Below are 19,925 nucleotides of genomic sequence, written 5' to 3'. Positions count from 1 at the left end.
TGCCTTGTCATGGCAGGGAGAGCGCGCTACGAATGAGGTTCAGAAGGAAGCCACGTACTTCCTCGCTGCGAAGGATGACCACCAAGAGCCCGGCGAAGCCCACAGCAGCAAGCGTGGCGATGGCATACTCGGCCGTTGCCATGCCAAGCTCGGACCCCACGACCCGCTTCTTCGACCGTTTCGGAACGGAAGAGTCGTCGCGGTCTGTTTCAGCGGTGGAACGCGGATGGGTAGGCATCTGGACGGGGTTGTGTCCCGGCGAGCCCGGGAACAGTTCAAGGATCTCGGCCTCCGGCGGAAAAGGGATTGCCTGGGCGAGGGGCCTGCCGGGCCGGGCGGTGTTGATGGTTGCGTTCATTTCAGGTTCCTTTCTGCGGGCCGGCTTGGCTGCCGGACATACTTCGACTCTTCCGTCCGTCCCTGGGCTTCGAAAGGCCCCAACTCTCCTAAGTGGAAAACTCGCTCCTGACCTTTCTGTGGAGGGGAAGCCCCCTTCACGAACGTTCGCGCGGAGCGACCATCTCGCCCCTATTCGTATGGGCTAGTGGTCCTTAACAGTCAGATACGATCGAGAAGCGCCGCCGTTGGTACGTAGCGCTTTTCTTTGTGGCCGGCGGTGGCAGTTACTTTCTCATCGGAGCTCTGTCGGGGCGTGCGTTGGAAGGGGCGGCACTAAGCGCCGCCGTCTACGTGGTGATGCTGGGCATGATGTATTTGATCCTCTCTCGGCGGCGACGGAAGAGACTGCGCGAACTTTCCGAGCAGGTTCAGGTTGAGTGTTACCTTCGCCCCCCGACGCCCCCGAAGGCGACCGTTTCCGGAAATGGAATGCTGGCATTGCAACACCAACGCCGGGACTGCTACCTTTCCAGCCTGTCCGTGGCCGAACAAGTATCGCTGGAGGTAAATCTTTCGACATTCGCATTCACGCGACTCTGGGCTCGCGCTATACCGCTTGTGGAATGCCTGACCACCCCTATGGATCGACACCAGCCATGGTGAGCCTGAGAATAGTGGCATGCCTAAAACCACATTGACAGCGCGAGCCGAAGAATTACGGCTTGCGGCCCGCGAACTCGTCAATGCTGGGCTGACCATGCGCGCGGTAGGGGCCGCGGATTAGCCCCCTGACGGAAGCATTGCCAAGAGCACGGGGACGACGCCAAGGCAGATGAAGGCGGGCAAGGAACAAAGACCCAAGGGGATCACGAGTTTCACGCCGAGCGCGGCAGCACGCTTTTCCGCCATCCTGAACTGTTCACGCCGCAGTCGTGCTGCCTGGGCATAAAGGATGGCCGAGGATGGCGCGCCAGTCAGGGCGGCGAAGGCGAGCGCGTCCTTGAGCTTGCGCGCTTCAGCGCACTGCTGGCCCGAACTCCGCCACGCGGTCTCCCAGTCAGTTCCGATCTCGAGGGCGGCAACCACCGTGCTCAGCGTGCGGCTGAGCTGCGGGGACGCGCATGCGGCGATCAAGTCAAGGGCCCGTCCGAGCCCCGCCCCTGAGTCGAGCATGGCGGCCACGAGCTCAAGGATCATCGGCACATTGCGCAAGCCTTCCTGGCCCCCGGGATTCGGGTGCGGGCCTACCGCCTCGCCTCTCCGTGCGTTCTTGAGTGGGCCGTTGTTCCCTGATGATTCGCGAAGCATCCGCAAGGCTGAACACCGCCGGATTCTTCCCTGATCCGCCAGCCCAAGGATTGCCGCGAAGATCAATAGCAGCGACACTGCGATGGCAGGCAAAGCCAGGCCCATCAGTCACCGCCCACCGCGGCATGCACCAGCCGGGATGACCATATTCTGCCGGCGACGGTCAGGACGCCCCCAGCCGCCAGCGCCGCCAACCCGACCCCATTGGCCAACAGGACCCCCACTGGATCCGTCCCGAGCAGCATGCCCAACCCCAAGCCAAATACCGGCAACCATGTCAGGAGGCGCACGGTGGCTTTCGGGCCGGCCAGGGCAGTCTGGCGCGCATCACCGGCGTCGTCCTCGGCCTCGAGTTGGGCGGAAAATCGCGTCAGCACGTCGGCCAAGGGACAACCGCTCGCCTCCGCAACGTCCAAGCAGGCGGCAAGTTCTCCCCAGATTCGGCGTTCCGCGGGATTCCCGCCCTTGAGATCCTTCGCTGCAGACGTTCGTATGGCTTCGGCGACCGACGTTCCGATCATCGAGGCCGCCCTCGCCGCCGCGAGAACTTGAAGAGACCCAGACGACAGCTTGGGTAGTCCCGGGTCCTTTCCTCGCGCCTTTCCTCGCGCATTGAAACCCCCGGGGTCGCCCGAGCCAGTGCGGTGGCCCCTGTCCCCATGAACCATCCAGAGTTCCTCCCAGAACCTCGACGTCGAACGGCCTCCCCGGAGGAGTGCGGCCAACTGCTGCACGAGTACCGTGAGCGACAACGTGTCCGGGCGAGACTGTCCTCGGGGCGTGCGCGTCGCGGGCCTGGGCCCAGCCACAACCGAGGGAGCATGGGGTAGAGCGCGCAGGACCCGTCTGCCAAGCCGCCAAGACGGTTGGAAGGTCACCCAAGAAGCGGCCGCCAGGACGAGAACCAGGAATCCGCTCACGCGGCGCCTCCAAGGTGATCCACTCCAAGATGCGCCGCCCCCAGGTGATCCGGGCGGGGATTCGGTCCTTGGGAAGCAAGCAGGAGCCCGGGATCCAGGCCAAGGCGAGCCGCGAAATCGCGCCACGCAGGACCGGGAACAGCAGCACCCGCCCGCAGCTCAACAGCAGGCACCACGGATGGGGCGGACCCGTTTTCCGACAGCACCCCAATACAGGAAACTCGCCGGCCGGCAGGCGTCCGCTCGACGTGGACTACTGCATCCAATGCCGTTGAAAGCTGCAGTTGAACGGCTTCCCGGCTCAAGCCTGCGAGCGCGCCCAACGCCACGAGCCTGGCAGGGACTGCTGCGGCAGTGTTTGCGTGGATGGTGCCACCGCCGCCTGTGTGGCCGGTATTGAGTGCCGTCAACAGCTCACGTACTTCAGCGCCGCGGCACTCGCCCACGACCAACCGGTCCGGCCGCATCCGCAGCGCCTGCCGAACGAGTTCGCCGAGGTCGAGTGCGCCCCCGCCTTCAAGGTTTCCGTGCCTCGATTCAAGGGAAACCACGTGCGGGTGCACGGGATTCAGCTCGGAAGCGTCTTCAATCAGGACAAGCCGATCATGCGGGCTGCTCAAGCCGAGCATCGTGGACAGCAACGTGGTCTTCCCGGAACCCGTGGCACCGCTGATCAGGAAGCTCAACCTGCGGTCAACCATCGCGTGCAGCACCTGTTGGACCGGTGCTGCGAACATGCCTCCCGTACGCAGCTCGTCCATGGAGAAGACCTCCTCGCGCCGGATCCGCACGGACAACAAAGTTCCCTCAGTGGAAATCGGAGGCAGTACGGCGTGCACCCGGTATCCACCGACGAGACGGACGTCAACGCAGGGCGAACCGTCGTCCAAACGACGCCCACCGGCCGCCACCAGCCGGGATGCCAAGGCACGGATCTGGGGTTCACCGTCGAAATGCACGTGGGCCCGTTCCAGCCCCTTACCGCGATCGAACCACACCGAGTCCGGGCCATTCACGAAGATGTCCGTCACTGAGGCATCGCGGGCAAGCTGTTGGAGAGGTCCAAGTCCGCTCAATTCGGCGCTGATCGATTCAACGGCGGCAAGCGCCCCTGCGGTTCCGAGGAGCCGGCCCGTCGCATGGACGGCCGCGGCCACTCGCGACGGAGTGACCGGTCCGGCGTCGGCCATGACGGTTTCCCGCACGGTTTCAAGCAACGCGGCGTCCAAGAGCCTGGTATTGCGCCAGCGCCCGCCGCTGGGGAAGGCAGAAGCACTCATGCTGCTCCGTCGTCGAGTAGGTGAAGGACGGATTCCGCAAAGCGACGCACGGCCTTCCGTTTGCCGAATTCCAGAAGGCGTCCGAGCTCCGCCGCCGCGGCCGTACCGCGGAGTTCGGGAAGCACGCCGTTAAGGGGCAGACCCAGCGAATCGGCTACGAGGGGTCCGTCCAAGGCCGAACCGGCCGTTCCACGGATCACCAAGGCTGTGTCAACAGGCGGCAGATCCTGGAGAAGCTTGGCAGCGGCGACTGCTGCGCGGAGTTGAGCCGGTGCCACCATAAGGATCCTGTCGCACTCCCAGGCGAAGCAGCCAAGCGATTCTGTTCCGCGACCGATGTCGACAATGACCAATTCAAATCCGCGTCTCGCCGCATCGAGGACAGCCACGACAGCGCCGGGCTCCACGTCCAGGAAACGGTCGCGACTGCCTGGCCAAGACAAGAAGGAGAATCCTCCGGCTATAGGCAGGGAGTCGCTTAGCTGCCCGGTGCCGATGCTCCCGCTGGCACCTGCAAGATCGGGCCAGCGCAGTCCCGGCGCATCTTCGGCAGCCAGGTAAAGCTCAAGCCCCCCTCCCCGGGGATCGCCATCGACCAGCAGCGTCCGTATTCCATGGACCGCCGCTTCCTGAGCCAGCCACACCGCAGCCGTGGACGCGCCCGCACCGCCGCACCCTCCTGTCACCCCGAGCAACAATCCTCCGGGGTCCGGGTCAGGGGACCGGCCGAGGTGCTCGGCCAACCAGGCTGCCGCTTCCGGCAAGACTGCCACGCGTTCGGCCCCCAGCGCCGCCCCCAATTGCCACAAAGAATCCCCTTCACCGTCGAGGCCCAGCAAGACTGAAGGCGCACGACGACGGGGCGGAAGCTCGCGGACGTCGCTGCCGAGAAGCACCATTCCCGCGGTGTCCCACATGGGCAGCGCGGCCGATAAATCGACGACTGTCCGGAGACTCGCACCGACAGCGGCAGCGATCCTTTCGGTTTCAGCTTGAAGCCGGACGTTTCCTGTCACGAGAAGGACTTCGCTGGAATCGGCAGGAACCCACGGCTCTCCATGAGACGGGCCAGGCGCCGGGCCTTGCTCCGGCCCTGGCGGTGGACCGGATCCCCCGGATCGGGCGCGACCCCCGGATCCACCGGATCCGGGGCCGCGGCGTTGAAGCACCGACGAGCCGCGATTGGTGCCGTTGTTCCGCTCCAGATGTTGCCCGCTCATGAAGCCACTCTCTCCGTTTCGCCGCGGGCAGTGAAGGCCCGTATCGGCCTATGTGGATAAGCAACGGCAACAACGCCTGTGGACGAGGAGTCCTCGTTCGAACCGCACCACCGCGAACCGCACCACCGCGAACCCCTCCACCGCGGACGGCATCACCCCGGACAGAAGTATCGCTGGCGGAAGTATCGCGGACGGCAACTGTCCGCAAAGTGCAGGGTTCCACGGAATCACAAGGCAGAATTGTCAGCATGTACCTGCTGCTCGCCGCCCATCCAGACGGCGCAGCCATTCAGGAAAGCGATGCGGCCGGAGTAGCCGTCACAGAGCCGCGCGTCGTGCGAAAGGCCGATCTGGCCGACGTCGTCAGCGTGTTGGAGAAAAGTCGTCCGCGCTGGGTCTGGAACCGGACCCAGGATTGGTACCCGGCGATGCTCCAGGCCGGGGTGGAACTGGAGCGCTGCCACGACCTCACACTCTGCCGCGCCATCCTGGTCCACTCCGAGTTCACGGCCCACACGGACTATGCCCGCAGCGCGGAAAAGCTCACGCAAGACGACGAAATGCCGGTTCCGCCGCGCATCCTCCAGCCACCCCCGCCACCCGCCGATCAGGACGCGCTGTTCGACGACCTGGTCCCGCGCAGCACCCAGCCAGGCCTGAACGAGATCCGTGCCGAATTCGCGGCCCAGCAACATGCGCTCGGCCAGGGCTCCAAGGAAGAAGGCCGGCAGCACCGACTGAAACTGCTGCTGGCGGCCGAATCCGCCGGCGCCATGATCGCCGCAGAAATGCAGTTCACGGGCGTGCCGTGGCAGGAGACGCTGCACGAAGAGATCCTTGAACGCCACCTGGGTCCCCGGCCTCCCGCCGGGCACCGGCCAGCCAGGCTGGAGGCGCTCTGCAACGAGCTTCGCGGGATTCTCCAGTCCCCGAAGTTGAATCCGGATTCACCGCAGGACCTCATGCGTGCCCTGCACCGGAACGGCATCGAAGTAAAAACCACCCGCCAGTGGGAGCTCAAGGAATCGAAGCATCCGGCCATCGAGCCGCTGCTGGAGTACAAGAAGCTCTCCCGCTTGTTCGCTGCCAACGGCTGGTCATGGCTGGACGCCTGGGTGAGCGAAGGGCGGTTCCGGCCCGAGTACGTCGTGGGGGGCGTGGTTTCCGGTCGTTGGGCGTCCCGGGGCGGCGGGGCATTGCAGATTCCGCGCCAGATCCGGGGTGCGGTTCACGCCGACCCGGGCCACAAATTGATCGTCGCAGACGCCTCCCAGCTCGAGCCCCGGGTTCTGGTGGCGCTTGCTCAGGACTCGAAAATGGCCGAGGCCGCACGGGACAAGGACTTGTACGCCGGTATAGCCGCCCAGGGTTTCGGTGGCGACCGCTCGAAGGCCAAGATCGCCCTGCTCGGTGCAATTTACGGCGCTACCACGGGCGAATCCGGACGCCTCATGCCACAGCTGACCCGGACGTATCCCCGGGCAGTCGGCTTCGTCGAACAGGCAGCCCGCGACGGCGAAGGCGGCCGCACCGTGACCTCAAGATTGGGACGCAGCAGCCCGCCGCCGTCGGAACGCTGGGTCCGCAGCCAGCAATCCACGACGGCGGAAGAGCAGCGGCGCGCGGACAGCATCGCGCGCTCGCGGGGACGTTTCACGAGGAACTTCGTGGTGCAAGGTTCCGCGGCGGACTGGGCGTCGTGCTGGCTTGCCGAACTTCGACGGCGGCTGCGCACCGCACGTGCCTGCGGCCTGCCTGCCGGGGAACTCGTGTTCTTCCTGCATGACGAGGTCATGGTCCACGCGCCTACGGAGTCGGTGGAAGCGTGCATCAAGGCCATCGAAGAGGCCGCGGCCGCAGCGAAGGAACTGCTGTTCGGGCGGGTTCCGGTCGAATTTCCGGTGAGTGTTGCCGTCGTCGATTCCTACGACAAAGCGAAGTAATCGGCGCTATTGCCCCGGGCGCAGCAGCAGAGGACGATTGCCCCGTGGGACACAAAGGCCAGGCACCGCTGGCTGCATACATCGCCTTCCAACTTACAGAGCTGGAAGGACAATTGCCGCTGATCGCAGCGGCCGACCCGGAGGCCGTACACAACGCCAGGCTTGCCCTTCGCCGGCTCCGTTCAGTGCTCAGCTGCTATCGCGGCATGATCCCTCGTCTCCCCCGGACGGCCCGGGGGGAAGTCAGTTGGCTCGCAACGTCGCTCGGCGAGTCCAGGGACGCCTATGTCCTTGCACAGAGAATACGGCTGTCCCTGGACACAAAGGACTCGTGGAAGAGCCCCGGGACCGTGCGCCTGGCCGTGGAGGAACTGGAAGCGTCCAGCGCACGGCTGGCTGCTTCCCTTGGCGGGCGCAAGCGCAGCAAACGCACCGTGAGGGCCGCAAGGGCGGCGCTGTTGGAAGTGCCCACGGCAAGGGAATACAAGCACCCGACGGCGGACCTCGCGGAGCGCCTCCAGGCCCGGTGGGAGCGGTTGCAGCAGAGCCTCGCGGAACAGGCAGGCAACAGCGACGCGCAGGTGCGCAACGCAGCACTCCACCAGGCGCGCAAGGACGTCAAGTGCCTCCGCTACTCGGCGGAAGCAGTCGCGGACGCCTTCAGCCATCACGCCTCAGGGGTGATTCAGCCCGCCATCGGTCTGCAGCGGTTGTTGGGCGAGCAGCATGACGCCGTCGTGGCCGGCGAATGGATCAGGGAACTGGCAAAAAGCCCGGGAATTGACGCTGAAGACGCCCAAAGGCTGGAATCGATGGAGGTCCGGCGGCGGCTCAACGCAGAGGAAGAGTTCCGCATGGCGATCGCCGAGTATCCGGTGCCGGCGCCAAGGCGTGCCCTGACCTTTTGAAGCCCGGAACCATAACCGCAGGTGGTCCCGAAAGCGAGTCATATGGCGGAAACGAACCCGGCATGACCCGGGCAAGTAATGTACCCCAAAGTAACTTCAGCACTCCCCTTTGTTCTCGATAGTCTCGCCTTGTGGCGTTCGACGTGAGAAGTGCCACAGTGCAAAGACGCACCCGCTGCGCAGGTCACTGTGCTGTGCGGATCACTATGCGAGGCAGTATCCAAGGGGGAACAGCAACGATGGCTGGACGATTCGAGATTCTCAAAGACGGCGAGGACGGTTACCGGTTTCGGCTGACGGCTGCCGATGGAACCCTGGTAGCGGAATCGCCGCGGTTCAAACACCTGAAGGCCGTAGTGGCCGGCATCAACGCCGTTCGGGAGAATGCCGCCACGGGCATCGTTGTGGATCACTCCAAGACAGCCCGACGCGCGGCATAGCCCCCCGGCGCAGCGGTCGGAGCCCCCACTCGGCGTCCTGCCTGCTACGGCGGGAGACTAGATCTCGATTTCGAGCAGGCGCTCCGGGTCCCACGGAACAGTCCAGCCCAAGGCGTCAAACAGGCCGCTGAGCACCATCCCGGTGAATCCCCAGACCACGACTCCGTTGACTTGGAACACCGGGCTCGAGAAAGTCCTGCCGAGCCTCGTCAGCGTTCCGGTGTATCGGTTGTCGGGATCGAGCAGATCGCGCACCGGAACTCGGAACACTTGGGCGGACTCGCCGTAGTCCACCACCCTCACGGGCGAGGGCGACGCCCACCACGCCAGGACCGGGGTGACCACAAAATTGCTGCGGATCAGGCCAAGTTCCGGCATGACACCGAGCACCTGCACGCCTCCGCTGTCCAGTCCGGTCTCCTCCACCGCTTCCCTGAGGGCCGCCGCCACGGCCGACTCATCGCCGGGGTCGATGCTGCCGCCCGGGAACGCCACCTGTCCCGGATGGTCGTCCAGGGTGTGGGCGCGTTCCAGGAGCAAGACGTCCAGATCCGCCGGGGCCACGGGCTTCCCGGATTGGGCGGGGACGTCGTCCAGGACGCCGAAGAGCATGAGCACGGCCGCTTTCCGAGCCTTGTCCGGATCGACAGTTGCAGCTGCAATCCGCGGATCCGGGCCAGGATGGAGGCCGGAATCAATCCTGGTGATCAGGCTGACGAGATCCTCGAGCGCGGTCATGCAGGTCTCCTTTGCGATTCCATCCGAATCTCCGCCGCGCGATGCGTCTCGGCAAGCAGCTTCGCGAGAAGCGCTTCGTTGCCCGGGGCCAGTTCGTACTTGAGCAACTTGGCGGCTTCGACGGGATCCTTTTCGCCTTCGCCGTAACTCGGGCACCAATTGGCCACCGCACACGCTCCGCACGCTGGCCGGCGCGCATGGCAAACCCTCCGGCCATGGAAAACGACGCGGTGGGACAGCATGGTCCAGTCCCTGGGCTCGAACAGCTCCGCGACATCGAACTCGATCTTCACCGGATCCTCGGACGCCGTCCAGCCAAACCTGCGCGCCAGCCTGCCGAAATGCGTGTCCACAGTGATTCCGGGAACCCCGAAGGCGTTGCCGAGCACCACGTTCGCCGTTTTGCGACCGACGCCGGGAAGCGTCACCAGATCTTCCAGCCGTCCGGGAACCTCGCCGTCGAACTCGTCCACCAAGCGTGTGCTGAGCGCAAGGACGTTCTTCGCCTTGGCACGGAAGAAACCGGTGGGCTGCAGGATCGCTTCCAGCTCGGCAATCTCGGCCTCGGCCATGCTCCGGGCATCCGGATAGCGTGCGAACAGGATTTTCGTTACCTGGTTGACCAGCACATCGGTGGTCTGGGCGGACAGCACCGTAGCCACGACCAGCTCGAACGGGTTCCGGAAATCAAGCTCAGCGTGGGCGTAGGGATAAAGCTCAGCAAGCGCCTTGTTGATTTTGCGCGCACGCCGCTTCAAAGCCAGCGGGGTTTCGACGACGGTGTCCACGGCCGGCCTGGCTAGCCGCGTTCGATGTGGCTGAGGTCGCGCAGAACGCCCACTTTGCCGTCAGTATCCTGTACGAGGAATTCCTGGCCGCGGTCTTCGAGGGCCAATACCCACGCGCCCGGTTCGATGGTGAAGGCAGGGATTCCTGTGTGCTCGTCGACAACGACGCGGGGATGGGCCACGGCGAACCAGAATGCCTCGTACCGGGCGTCGTGTTCGGATTCGTCCCTTCGCGCGGCCGGATCAACGGTGGCGCCGATGGGCTCGTGTTTCCGGGGCTGATCGACCGTGCCGATGTACTGGGTGGCAGCCCCGGCTCCGGTCTCTGCGCCACCGACAATCGGCGTCGCCATGGTGGCAGCGGGCAGGTGCTTGGGTTCCTCGGGCGCGGACGCCTGCGCATCCCGCCCGCCGTCGGCAACTGCGGGCTCGGCAGGTTCCGGGCGCACGACGGCGGCGGCCTCCGTGGCGGCGGGCTCTGGGCGCACGACGGCGGCCGCCTCGGTGGCGGCGGGCTCGGCGGGTGCAACGGCCGGGACCTCAACGGGTGCCAGGCCGGCAGGTGCCGGTTCAGGCTTGGCCGGTTCAGGCTTAGCCGGCTTCGGCACGGCAGGCTTGCGCGTTGGAATGGCCGATTCGCGGGCCACAACGTGGGCGGGCTGTTCGGCCCGGTCCTTGAAGTCGTCGCGGAGGAGCGGCAAATGGGGAGCCAGGACCGTCGCAGCCAGAAGACCTGCCGAGCCGATGAGTCCGACGAGCACGAACACGGTGAACGCGCCTGCCGCGGACAGGAAGAACAGGGTCAGGGCGAACGACGCCACGACGGAAGCGAACTGGTCAGTAGAAAGGGAACCGATTCGCACAACGTTCCCCGGCTGCAGGCGCCGGGAAACGAACAAAGCGGCAACAACCAGGGGAAGAAGGACGCCCAGAGCCAGAAAGAAAAGGTTGTTCAAGTTCCACAGGTTGTAGCGCCCGCCAAACATCGGCAGGAGGGACCCCACAAACATGAGCAAGGCGGAACCGAAAACGGTCACGTCCCGGATAGTGAACGGACCCAGGACGGCCTGGTACTTCGGGGAGGTCAAGCTGCCGGGCACCGGCGCCCCGGATCCAGCAGCTGCATCAGGGGCCGATCCGGGCGCTTGCGCACCGCTTTTCGGACCTTGGCTCGTCTGGTTCATGTGCAAAATCTCCTTAGTACGGCGGTGTTCCGGACGCTGCCGCCCAAGGCTGCACCCGGTATTTTCCGGGCCGGACCGGGCGGCAAGTTTCGCGTCTCGAGACTTCTTCAGCCTATGCCACCCGTCTGACAGTCCACTAGTTGGCGCGGGACGGAGGCTGGGATGCCGCACCGTAATATTGGCCCGCGTTGGGAGCCCGGCCTGGAGCCTTCGGCGCCGTTCGGCGCGGATCCGATGTCCCGCACGGTCCAGAATGTGACCGCAGACACTTGTTGTGGCCTCAAAACGCTAAGGTGGGTTCCGGAAAAGCTCTTTGCGGAATCCCGTGAGGCGCCGCAGCCCAACGCCGTGCACTTTTGGCGCGATTGGGTCGGCCTCGCCACGGGACACCCGCGCGGCAGAGATCGATGAATGAAGAGGTTCACATGTCCCAGGACGCCAATGGATCGACGACCACCGCTGCAACCGGATCCGACGAGGCAGGCAACGGCGATGCCCTCGAAAACCTTCTCCGCGAAAACCGGAAGTTCGCACCCACCCCTGACTTCGCGGCCAACGCGGTAGTCCGGGCCGAAGTCTATGAGGAAGCGAGTGCGGACCGTCCCGCGTTCTGGGCGAAGCAGGCCCGGGAACTTCTGGACTGGGACACGGACTTCACCAAAGCCCTGGACTGGTCCAACCCGCCGTTCGCGAAGTGGTTCGTCGGCGGACAGGTCAACGCCGCATACAACGCCCTGGACCGGCACGTCGAGAACGGGCTCGGGGACCGGGTGGCCATCCACTTCGAAGGCGAACCCGGCGACACCCGTTCCTACACCTACGCCCAGCTCACCGACGAGGTGAAGAAGGCCGCGAACGCCTTCGAGTCCCTCGGCGTGGCCAAGGGTGACCGGGTGGCCGTGTACCTTCCGATGATCCCCGAAGCCGTGATCACGATGCTGGCCTGCGCCCGGATCGGGGCCGTGCACTCGGTGGTGTTCGGCGGCTTCTCCGCCGATGCCTTGCGCTCCAGGATCGATGACGCCGAGGCCAAGCTCGTGGTCACCGCCGACGGCACCTACCGGCGCGGCAAGCGCAGCCCGCTCAAGCCGGCCGTGGACCAGGCCCTCGCCAAAGAAGGCCACTCGGTCCGGAACGTCGTGGTGGTCAAGCGCAACGGCGAGCCGGTGGACTGGCACGAGGGTAGGGACCAGTGGTGGGAGGACACGGTCGGCGCCGCCTCCGGCGAGCACACCGCCGTCGGGCATGACGCCGAACACCCGCTGTTCATCCTCTACACGTCCGGGACCACGGGCAAGCCCAAGGGCATCCTGCACACCACCGGCGGCTACCTCACCCAGACCGCGTACACCCACAAGGCTGTCTTCGACCTGCACCCCGAGACGGATGTGTTCTGGTGCACCGCCGACGTCGGATGGGTCACCGGCCACTCGTACGTCGCCTACGCACCGCTGGTCAACGGCGCTACCCAGGTCATGTACGAAGGCACCCCGGACTCCCCGCACCAGGGCCGCTGGTGGGAAATCGTGGAAAAGTACAAGGTCTCCATCCTCTACACCGCCCCGACGGCGATCCGGACGTTCATGAAGTGGGGCCGGGACATCCCGGGCAAGTACGACCTGTCCTCGATCCGGGTCCTGGGCTCGGTGGGTGAGCCCATCAACCCCGAGGCCTGGATGTGGTACCGGGACGTCATCGGCGGCAACGCCGGCAAGAACGGCGAAAAGAAGGAACACCCCGCCCCGATCGTGGACACCTGGTGGCAGACCGAAACCGGCGCCCAGATGATCGCGCCCCTGCCGGGCGTGACCGCGACCAAGCCGGGCTCCGCGCAAGTCCCGCTGCCGGGCATCGCGATCGACGTCGTGGACGAAGCGGGCGAGTCCGTCCCGGACGGGCACGGCGGCTACCTCGTGGTCCGCGAACCGTGGCCCGCAATGCTGCGCGGCATCTGGGGCGATCCGGAACGGTTCAAGGACACCTACTGGTCCCGCTTCGAGGGCATGTACTTCGCCGGCGACGGGGCCAAGAAGGACGACGACGGCGACGTGTGGCTCCTGGGCCGGGTGGATGACGTGATGAACGTCTCCGGACACCGGCTCTCCACCACTGAAATCGAGTCCGCCCTCGTCTCGCACCCCTGGGTGGCCGAAGCCGCCGTCGTCGGAGCCTCCGACGAAACCACCGGCCAAGCCGTCGTCGCGTTCGTGATCCTGCGTGAGTCCGCCCCGTCGGGACAGGACAGCGGCGACTCCACCGTCGCCGAGCTCCGCAACCACGTAGGCAAGGAAATCGGCCCCATCGCCAAGCCCAGGCACATCCTCGTGGTACCCGAACTGCCCAAAACCAGGTCCGGGAAGATCATGCGCCGCCTCCTCAAGGACGTCGCAGAAGGCCGCGAAGCCGGCGACGCCACCACCCTCTCCGATCCGACGATCATGGCCCAGATCGCCGAGTCCCTGAAGAAGTAGGCACTGCGCCGAACCACCCGGCGCCGAGCCCGGAAGCAAAAGCGGCGGTCCTCTCCCACGAGGACCGCCGCTTTTGTCTTAAAACCCGCTGTCGCAAGAATGTTATATTTAGTTCTTTCATGTTCTCTTTTGAGCGGTTATAGTCGAGTTCTACGTGAGAAAACTCACAAGCACCACGCTTTCAAGGGAGAGAACATGGCAGCGAATCTTGACCCGTTCCAGTCGGCCCACAATGCTGGCCCTGGACGCCGCACCATCCTGAAAACGCTCGGTATCGGTGCTGCCGGTCTCGCCGGCATTCCGCTGCTGGCCGCTTGCACCGGCGGATCCGGCCCAGCTCCGGGAGCCTCCTCGAACAGCCTGACCTTCGGCTCGGGCTCTTCCGACGATGTTCCCAAGGCCGCCTACAAAGCCGTCACCGATGCCTTCACCAAGAAGTCCGGCATCACCGTGGCCACCAACGTCGTCCCGCACAACGACTTCCAGAACAAGATCAACTCCTACCTCCAGGGCAGCCCCGACGATGCCTTCACTTGGTTCGCCGGCTACCGCATGCAGTACTACGCGGGCAAGGGCCTCCTGGCTCCCGTGGACGACGTGTGGGCAACGATCGGCAGCAACTTTTCCGACGCGATGAAGAAGGCCTCCACCGGGCCCGACGGCAAGATGTACCTCGTCCCTAACTACAACTACCCGTGGGGCTTCTTCTACCGGAAGAGCTTCTGGGCAGAAAAGGGCTACGCAGTCCCCAAGACGTTCGATGAGCTGAAGACCTTGGCCACCAAGATGAAGTCCGACGGCATCATCCCCATCGGCTTCGCGGACAAGGACGGCTGGCCGGCCATGGGCACCTTCGACTACATCAACATGCGCCTCAATGGCTACCAATTCCACGTGGACTTGACCGCCCACAAGGAAAGCTGGGACCAGAAGAAGGTCAGCGACGTCTTCGACACGTGGAAGGCCCTTCTCCCGTTCCAGGATCCTGCAGCCCTCGGCCAGACGTGGCAGGACGCGGCCAAGGCCCTCGAAGCCAAGAAGACCGGCATGTACCTGTTGGGTTCCTTCGTGACCCAGCAATTCACGGATCCCGCTGTGCTGGCGGACATCGATTTCTTCCCCTTCCCGGAAATCGCAGTGGAAGGCACCGACGCAGTCGAAGCCCCCATCGACGGATTGCTCCTCTCCAAGAAGGGCGGCGACAACAAAGCGGCGCACGACTTCCTGGCGTTCATGGGATCCGCCGAAGGCCAGAACGCCTACTCAGCCGTGGACGGCTCCAATATCGCCACCGTCAAGGGCGCCGACACCTCGAAGTTCACCCCGCTGAACAAGAAGTGCGCGGACACCATCGCCAATGCCAAGTACATCAGCCAATTCCTGGACCGGGACGCCCTCCCTGCCATGGCCAACAACGTGATGATTCCCGCGCTGCAGTCCTTCATCAAGGACGGCACCGTGGACGTCAAGAACCTTGAAGCGCAGGCCAAGACCCTTTACGCAGCCCAGTAGCTGAAGGAATCCCCATGAGTACTACCGCCGAGAAACCGGCCGCCCCGGACAGCGAGCCCGGCGCGGCCGGGCGAACCATGGCCGGCAAAAGCCAGCCCGGCGCCGGCAGGCGGACCGGCAAAGCGGGCAAAGTCCGCCGCCTCACCCGCCGTGACAAATTCATCCTCGCGATCATGGTGGGCCTGCCAACCCTGATCCAACTGCTGCTGGTCTGGCTGCCCACGCTCTTCTCCATCGCGCTGAGCTTCACCCGCTGGAACGGCCTGGACCTGAAGGACATCAAGGCCGCAGGAGCCGACAACTACCGCTATGTGGTCCAGGACTATCCCCCGTTCTGGCCCGCAATCCAGCACAACGTCCTGTGGCTCGTCTTCCTGGCCCTGATCGCGACACCCCTTGGCCTGCTGCTGGCCGTGCTCCTGGACCAGAAGATCCGCGGCAGCAAGATCTACCAGAGCATCTTCTTCACACCCGTCATGTTGTCCCTGGCCCTCATCGGCATCATCTGGCAGCTGTTCTACAACCGGGACAGCGGACTCCTGAACTACCTCCTGGGCACGGCGGGCACGCCTCAGGCCGTGGACTGGTTCGGCGATTCCAATGTCAATATCTGGGCGGCCATGATTGCGGCCACCTGGCGTCACGCGGGCTACGTGATGATCCTGTATTTGGCCGGGCTCAAGGGCGTGGACCCCTCGCTGCGGGAAGCCGCGTCGATCGACGGCGCCAATGCGGCGCAGACGTTCTTCCGCATCGTCTTCCCGGCAATGCGCCCCGTGAACATCGTGATCGTGGTCATCACGATCATCGAGTCGCTCCGTGCCTTCGACATTGTGTACGTGATCAACCGAGGGACCAACGGCCTTGAACTGATCAGCGCCCTGGTGATCCAGAACCTGATCGGCGAAGGCCAGGTGATCGGAGTGGGCTCGTCCCTCGCGGTGATTCTCCTGGTCATCTCGCTGATCCCCATCGTCTTCTACCTCATCCGCACCTTCGGCAAGGAGAGCAAGGCATGAGCACCCTCGCCAATCCCATCCCGCGCACACCAGCAGCCTCAGGCACAAGCCGGAATTCCGGCAAGCGCCACTACGGGACCCATATCTTCCTGACCGTCATGGCAATCATGTGGCTGATTCCGTTGGGTTGGTCCTTGTTCACAGCCTTGCGTCCCAAAGCGGATACGGACAAATACGGCTACTTCAGCCTTGGCGGCACCTTCAATTTCGACAACTTCATCACGGCATGGACCCAAGGCGGATTCTCGAAGTACCTCCTGAACTCGGTGATCATCACCGTGCCCTCGGTGCTCCTGACCTTGTTCTTCGCCTCGATGATGGCATTCGCCGTCTCCCGGGTGAGCTGGAAGTTCAACGTCACCCTCCTGATCATGTTCACGGCCGGCAACCTGCTGCCCCCGCAGGTCCTTGCGGCCCCGTTGTTCGAGATGTTCAAACATGTCACGCTGCCCTACTCCTTCAGCGATTCCGGCAACCTGCTCAACACCTACATCTCGGTGATTGCCGTGGACACGGCGTTCCAGATCGGTTTCTGCACTTTCGTGCTCTCCAACTACATGAAGGCCCTCTCGTCCGACCTGACCGAGGCCGCCCTGGTGGACGGCGCCGGGATCTGGAGGCAGTACTGGAACATCATCCTGCCGCTGTGCCGCCCCGCACTCGCGGCGCTCGGAACCCTGGAAGTCATCTTCATCTACAACGACTTCTTCTGGCCGCTGCTCTTCATCCAAAGTGGAAACCGGCTGCCGATCACCACCGCCATCAATAACCTGCAGGGCGAGTTCCTCAGCAACTACAACCTGCTGGCGGCTGGCGCCACCATCACCGTGATACCCACCCTGATCATCTACCTCGTGCTGCAGCGCCAATTCGTGGCCGGTCTCACGCTCGGTTCCAGCAAAGGATAAAAACGCATGGCAATGGACTACATCGTCGACAAGCTGGGCGGCCGCATCGCGTTCGGCGGCGACTACAACCCCGAACAATGGCCCGAAGAGGTCTGGAAACACGACGTCGCCCTCATGAAGGAAGCGGGAGTGAACCTGGTCAGTGTCGGCATCTTCAGTTGGGCGCTTCTGGAGCCCGAAGAAGGCCGGTACGAATTCGGCTGGCTGGACAGGATCCTGGACCTGCTCCACGCCAATGGCATCAGTGTGGACCTCGCGAACGCCAGCGCATCTCCCCCGCCGTGGTTCAGCCGCAAGTACCCCGATTCGCTCCCGGTGGATGCCGACGGCGTGCGGCAAAGTTACGGTTCGCGGCAAGCCTTTGCGGCCTGCTCACCCGACTATCGCCAGGCGGCAGCAGCCCTGACGACGGCGATCGTGCAGCGCTACGCCGGGCACCCCGCCGTCGTGATGTGGCATGTCCACAACGAATACGGCTGCCACAACCAGCCGGATTTCGGCCCCCACGCGGAGCGTGGCTTCCAGGAATGGCTCCAGGCCAGATACGGGAGCCTTGACGCGCTCAACGAGGCCTGGGGCACGGCCTTCTGGTCCCAGCATTACTACGACTGGGCCGAGATCCTGCCCCCGCGCCGCTCGGGAACGTGGGTGAACCCCACGCAGCAACTGGATTTCGCGAGGTTCTCCTCCGACGCCCTCCTTGAATGCTTCATCGCAGAGGCAGACATCATCAGGGCGCATTCGAAGCACCCCGTGACCACCAATTTCATGGGCTTCAACATGGGCCTGAACGCTCCTGTTGATTACTGGCGCTGGTCCGGGCACATGGATGTGGTGTCCAATGACCATTACCTGATTGCCGCCGACGAACGGAACTTCCAGGACCTGGCCATGACGGCCGACCTCACCCGTGGGTGGGCGCTGGGCAAACCCTGGCTCCTGATGGAACACTCCACCTCGGCAGTCAACTGGCAACCCCGCAATGTGGCGAAAGCGCCGGGAGAAATGCTGCGTAACTCCCTGCAGCACGTGGCCCGCGGAACCGACGGAGTCTTGTTCTTCCAATGGCGCGCCTCCCGCGCCGGGGCCGAAAAGTACCACTCCGGATTGGTCCCCCATGCCGGCCGCGACAGCAAAGTGTGGCGCGAAGTGGTGGAGCTGGGCCGTGCGCTCGGGAGCATTTCCGAGGTGGCCGGCTCCACCGTCCAGGCCGACGCCTGCATCATCCACGACACCGACGCCCGCTGGGGCACCGAACTGGACTCGCACCCCAGCGAGGACGCCCGGAACCTCCCGGAAACGCGGCGCTGGCATGACGCCCTCTACCGGGCAGGCGTCACCACCGACATCCGGCAAAGCACGGACGACCTTTCCGGCTACAAATTGGTGATCGCGCCCATGCTTTACCTCGTCACGGACGAGGCCGCCGCGAAGCTCCACGAATATGTCGAAGCCGGCGGAACCCTCGTGATCACCTATTTCTCCGGAATCGTCGACGAGAACGACCACATCCGGATGGACCCGGTCAACGGCGGCGGTTATCCAGGGGCCTTCTCCGAACTGTTGGGCGTGAGCATGGAGGAATTCTTCCCCCTGCGCTCGGGCGATGCCGTGGGCTTGAGCCGCTTCGGCGCCGGGACGGTCTGGAGCGAGCTGGGGAAGGCAACCGGGGCGGAGGTTCTTGCCACGTTCGACGGCGGTGCAGCCGCGGGCGGGTCCGGCGTCGACGGTTCTCCGGCGGTGACCCGCCGGGCGGGTTCCACCGGACGCGGCGCCGCCTACTACGTGGCCACGAGCCTGGGCCGCGAGGGGCTGGCAGAACTGGTCCAGCTCCTTTGCTCGGACGCCGGGGCGGAGCCGGTCCTGGGCGTCCGGCCTCCCGAAGACGTGGAAATCGTCCGCAGGAGCAACGGCACCAAGGACTGGACCTTCGTCATCAACCACAGTGCACAGGACGCGCAGGTGCCGCTCGACGGCGTCGAACTCCTGAGCGGGACGCCCACCGGAGGTACGCTGAACCTTACTGCCGGGGGCGTCGCCGTCGTCGCCACTCCCGCCTAGCCACCCGCCGTCCCTCCAGAAAGGCTCCGATGCTTCAGGCAGCCCGCCACACCGCCATTGTCGACGCCGTCCAGCGCGAACGGGTTGTCCGCGTCTCGGATCTCGCGCAACTGCTGGGAGTCTCGGCCATGACCGTTCGGCGCGACATCGAGTCGCTGGAGGAGTCCGGACTCGTCGAGCGCATCCACGGCGGGGCCAAGATACCCGGCGATGCCCGGACGCATGAACCCGGCTTTGAGCTGAAATCCACCCAGTTGATCGAGGAGAAGCACGCGATCGCGGTCGAGGCGGCCACCTTGGTCCATGAGGGGATGGCCGTGGGCCTGAGCGCCGGAACCACCACCTACGAACTCGCCAAGGTACTGCTGGAAGGCCCGCGGATCACGGTGGTGACGAACTCCATCAGGATCGCGGATCTCTTCCACAACGCCTCAGGTTCCCGGGAGGGTTTCCCGGTCATCGTGACGGGCGGCGAGCGCACGCCGTCGGACGCTTTGGTAGGCCCCATCGCCACGGCCGCGCTGAAGCAATTGCACCTGGACACCCTGTTCCTGGGTGTCCACGGCATGGATGCGGACGCCGGATTCACCACGCCGAACCTGCAGGAAGCCGAAACCAACCGGGCCTTCATCAGTGCGGCCCGCAACGTGGTTGTCCTGGCGGATCACAGCAAGTGGGGAACCGTTGGCATCGCCTCGATCGCACAGCTGGAGGATGCCGACGTGCTTGTGACGGACTCACAGCTCGGCGAGGATGCCCGGCGCATCCTCGCCGACGGCGTGGGGAAGCTCCGGATCGCCGCACCTTAGCCAGTGGGAGACCCAACTAGACGATATGAGGGGTTGCAGGTCCTTCCCGTCCGGTTCGGCCATTTTCGCCGGGGCGG

General features: G+C 64.8%; 17 protein-coding genes. 9 read left to right on the top strand and 8 right to left on the bottom strand.

Annotated elements, in window-relative coordinates; translation table 11 throughout:
• Positions 1-7: 7 nt before the first annotated feature.
• The 5 genes from QRN45_RS03255 to ssd all read right to left on the bottom strand — a co-directional run bounded on the left by QRN45_RS03255 (position 8) and on the right by ssd (position 5,067).
• A complete protein-coding gene (locus QRN45_RS03255) occupies positions 8-358 on the bottom strand; it encodes a DUF4244 domain-containing protein (protein ID WP_264636924.1) in 351 nt (116 codons plus the stop codon).
• 761 nt (positions 359-1,119) lie between these two features.
• Positions 1,120-1,752, bottom strand: coding sequence for a type II secretion system F family protein (locus QRN45_RS03250; RefSeq protein WP_502870692.1), 633 nt, complete (start codon positions 1,750-1,752; stop codon positions 1,120-1,122).
• Positions 1,752-2,168, bottom strand: a complete 417-nt coding sequence (locus QRN45_RS20880; protein ID WP_350309750.1) for a type II secretion system F family protein — start codon at positions 2,166-2,168, stop codon at positions 1,752-1,754. The genes QRN45_RS03250 and QRN45_RS20880 overlap by 1 nt, the downstream gene beginning before the upstream one ends.
• A gap of 395 nt (positions 2,169-2,563) precedes the next feature.
• The gene (locus tag QRN45_RS03240) at positions 2,564-3,847 is read right to left on the bottom strand and encodes a TadA family conjugal transfer-associated ATPase (protein ID WP_284762423.1); all 1,284 of its coding nucleotides are present in this window, start codon (positions 3,845-3,847) and stop codon (positions 2,564-2,566) included.
• Positions 3,844-5,067, bottom strand: coding sequence for a septum site-determining protein Ssd (gene ssd, locus QRN45_RS03235; protein WP_284762422.1), 1,224 nt, complete (start codon positions 5,065-5,067; stop codon positions 3,844-3,846). The genes QRN45_RS03240 and ssd overlap by 4 nt, the downstream gene beginning before the upstream one ends.
• Positions 5,068-5,315: 248 nt before the next feature.
• Between ssd and QRN45_RS03230 the strand changes: the two genes are divergently transcribed.
• The 3 genes from QRN45_RS03230 to QRN45_RS03220 all read left to right on the top strand — a co-directional run bounded on the left by QRN45_RS03230 (position 5,316) and on the right by QRN45_RS03220 (position 8,358).
• The gene (locus tag QRN45_RS03230) at positions 5,316-7,010 is read left to right on the top strand and encodes a bifunctional 3'-5' exonuclease/DNA polymerase (RefSeq protein ID WP_284762421.1); all 1,695 of its coding nucleotides are present in this window, start codon (positions 5,316-5,318) and stop codon (positions 7,008-7,010) included.
• A gap of 44 nt (positions 7,011-7,054) precedes the next feature.
• Entirely contained in the window at positions 7,055-7,918 is an 864-nt protein-coding gene (locus tag QRN45_RS03225; protein ID WP_284762420.1) for a CHAD domain-containing protein, read from the top strand.
• Between the two features lie 239 nt (positions 7,919-8,157).
• Positions 8,158-8,358: a YegP family protein gene (locus QRN45_RS03220; protein WP_078107639.1), complete on the top strand. Its 201-nt coding sequence runs from the start codon at positions 8,158-8,160 to the stop codon at positions 8,356-8,358.
• Positions 8,359-8,415: 57 nt separating this feature from the next.
• Here QRN45_RS03220 and QRN45_RS03215 read toward each other — a convergent pair whose 3' ends face one another.
• Genes QRN45_RS03215 through QRN45_RS03205 form a run of 3 tightly spaced genes read right to left on the bottom strand, consistent with a single transcriptional unit; the run spans position 8,416 to position 11,068 of the window.
• On the bottom strand, positions 8,416-9,096 hold the full coding sequence (locus QRN45_RS03215; RefSeq protein ID WP_241709285.1) for an NUDIX hydrolase: 681 nt from the start codon (positions 9,094-9,096) through the stop codon (positions 8,416-8,418).
• Positions 9,093-9,884 carry an endonuclease III gene (gene nth / locus QRN45_RS03210; RefSeq protein WP_241709284.1) on the bottom strand — a complete coding sequence of 264 codons (792 nt, stop codon included), beginning with the start codon at positions 9,882-9,884 and terminating at the stop codon, positions 9,093-9,095. The genes QRN45_RS03215 and nth overlap by 4 nt, the downstream gene beginning before the upstream one ends.
• Before the next feature lie 11 nt (positions 9,885-9,895).
• Positions 9,896-11,068, bottom strand: coding sequence for an MFS transporter (locus QRN45_RS03205; protein WP_284762419.1), 1,173 nt, complete (start codon positions 11,066-11,068; stop codon positions 9,896-9,898).
• Positions 11,069-11,493: 425 nt separating this feature from the next.
• On the opposite strand from QRN45_RS03205, the gene acs reads away from it, so the two are divergent.
• The 6 genes from acs to QRN45_RS03175 all read left to right on the top strand — a co-directional run bounded on the left by acs (position 11,494) and on the right by QRN45_RS03175 (position 19,848).
• Positions 11,494-13,539, top strand: a complete 2,046-nt coding sequence (acs, locus tag QRN45_RS03200) for an acetate--CoA ligase (RefSeq protein WP_284762418.1) — start codon at positions 11,494-11,496, stop codon at positions 13,537-13,539.
• 195 nt (positions 13,540-13,734) lie between these two features.
• A complete protein-coding gene (locus QRN45_RS03195) occupies positions 13,735-15,051 on the top strand; it encodes an ABC transporter substrate-binding protein (protein WP_241709281.1) in 1,317 nt (438 codons plus the stop codon).
• 14 nt (positions 15,052-15,065) lie between these two features.
• Positions 15,066-16,070 carry a carbohydrate ABC transporter permease gene (locus QRN45_RS03190; protein WP_241709280.1) on the top strand — a complete coding sequence of 335 codons (1,005 nt, stop codon included), beginning with the start codon at positions 15,066-15,068 and terminating at the stop codon, positions 16,068-16,070.
• The gene (locus QRN45_RS03185; RefSeq protein WP_241709279.1) at positions 16,067-16,978 is read left to right on the top strand and encodes a carbohydrate ABC transporter permease; all 912 of its coding nucleotides are present in this window, start codon (positions 16,067-16,069) and stop codon (positions 16,976-16,978) included. The genes QRN45_RS03190 and QRN45_RS03185 overlap by 4 nt, the downstream gene beginning before the upstream one ends.
• 6 nt (positions 16,979-16,984) lie before the next feature.
• Positions 16,985-19,039 (top strand): beta-galactosidase, encoded by a 2,055-nt coding sequence (locus QRN45_RS03180; protein ID WP_284762417.1) that lies wholly within the window; start codon positions 16,985-16,987, stop codon positions 19,037-19,039.
• Between the two features lie 29 nt (positions 19,040-19,068).
• On the top strand, positions 19,069-19,848 hold the full coding sequence (locus QRN45_RS03175) for a DeoR/GlpR family DNA-binding transcription regulator (RefSeq protein ID WP_241709277.1): 780 nt from the start codon (positions 19,069-19,071) through the stop codon (positions 19,846-19,848).
• The last annotated feature ends 77 nt before the right edge of the window (positions 19,849-19,925 follow it).

Origin of the sequence: Arthrobacter sp. efr-133-R2A-63 (genome assembly GCF_030209795.1) — a bacterium.
GTDB lineage: Bacteria > Actinomycetota > Actinomycetes > Actinomycetales > Micrococcaceae > Arthrobacter > Arthrobacter bambusae_A.
The sequence above is the reverse complement of the archived record's forward strand: the minus strand, read 5'-3'. Positions and strand labels throughout refer to the sequence as shown.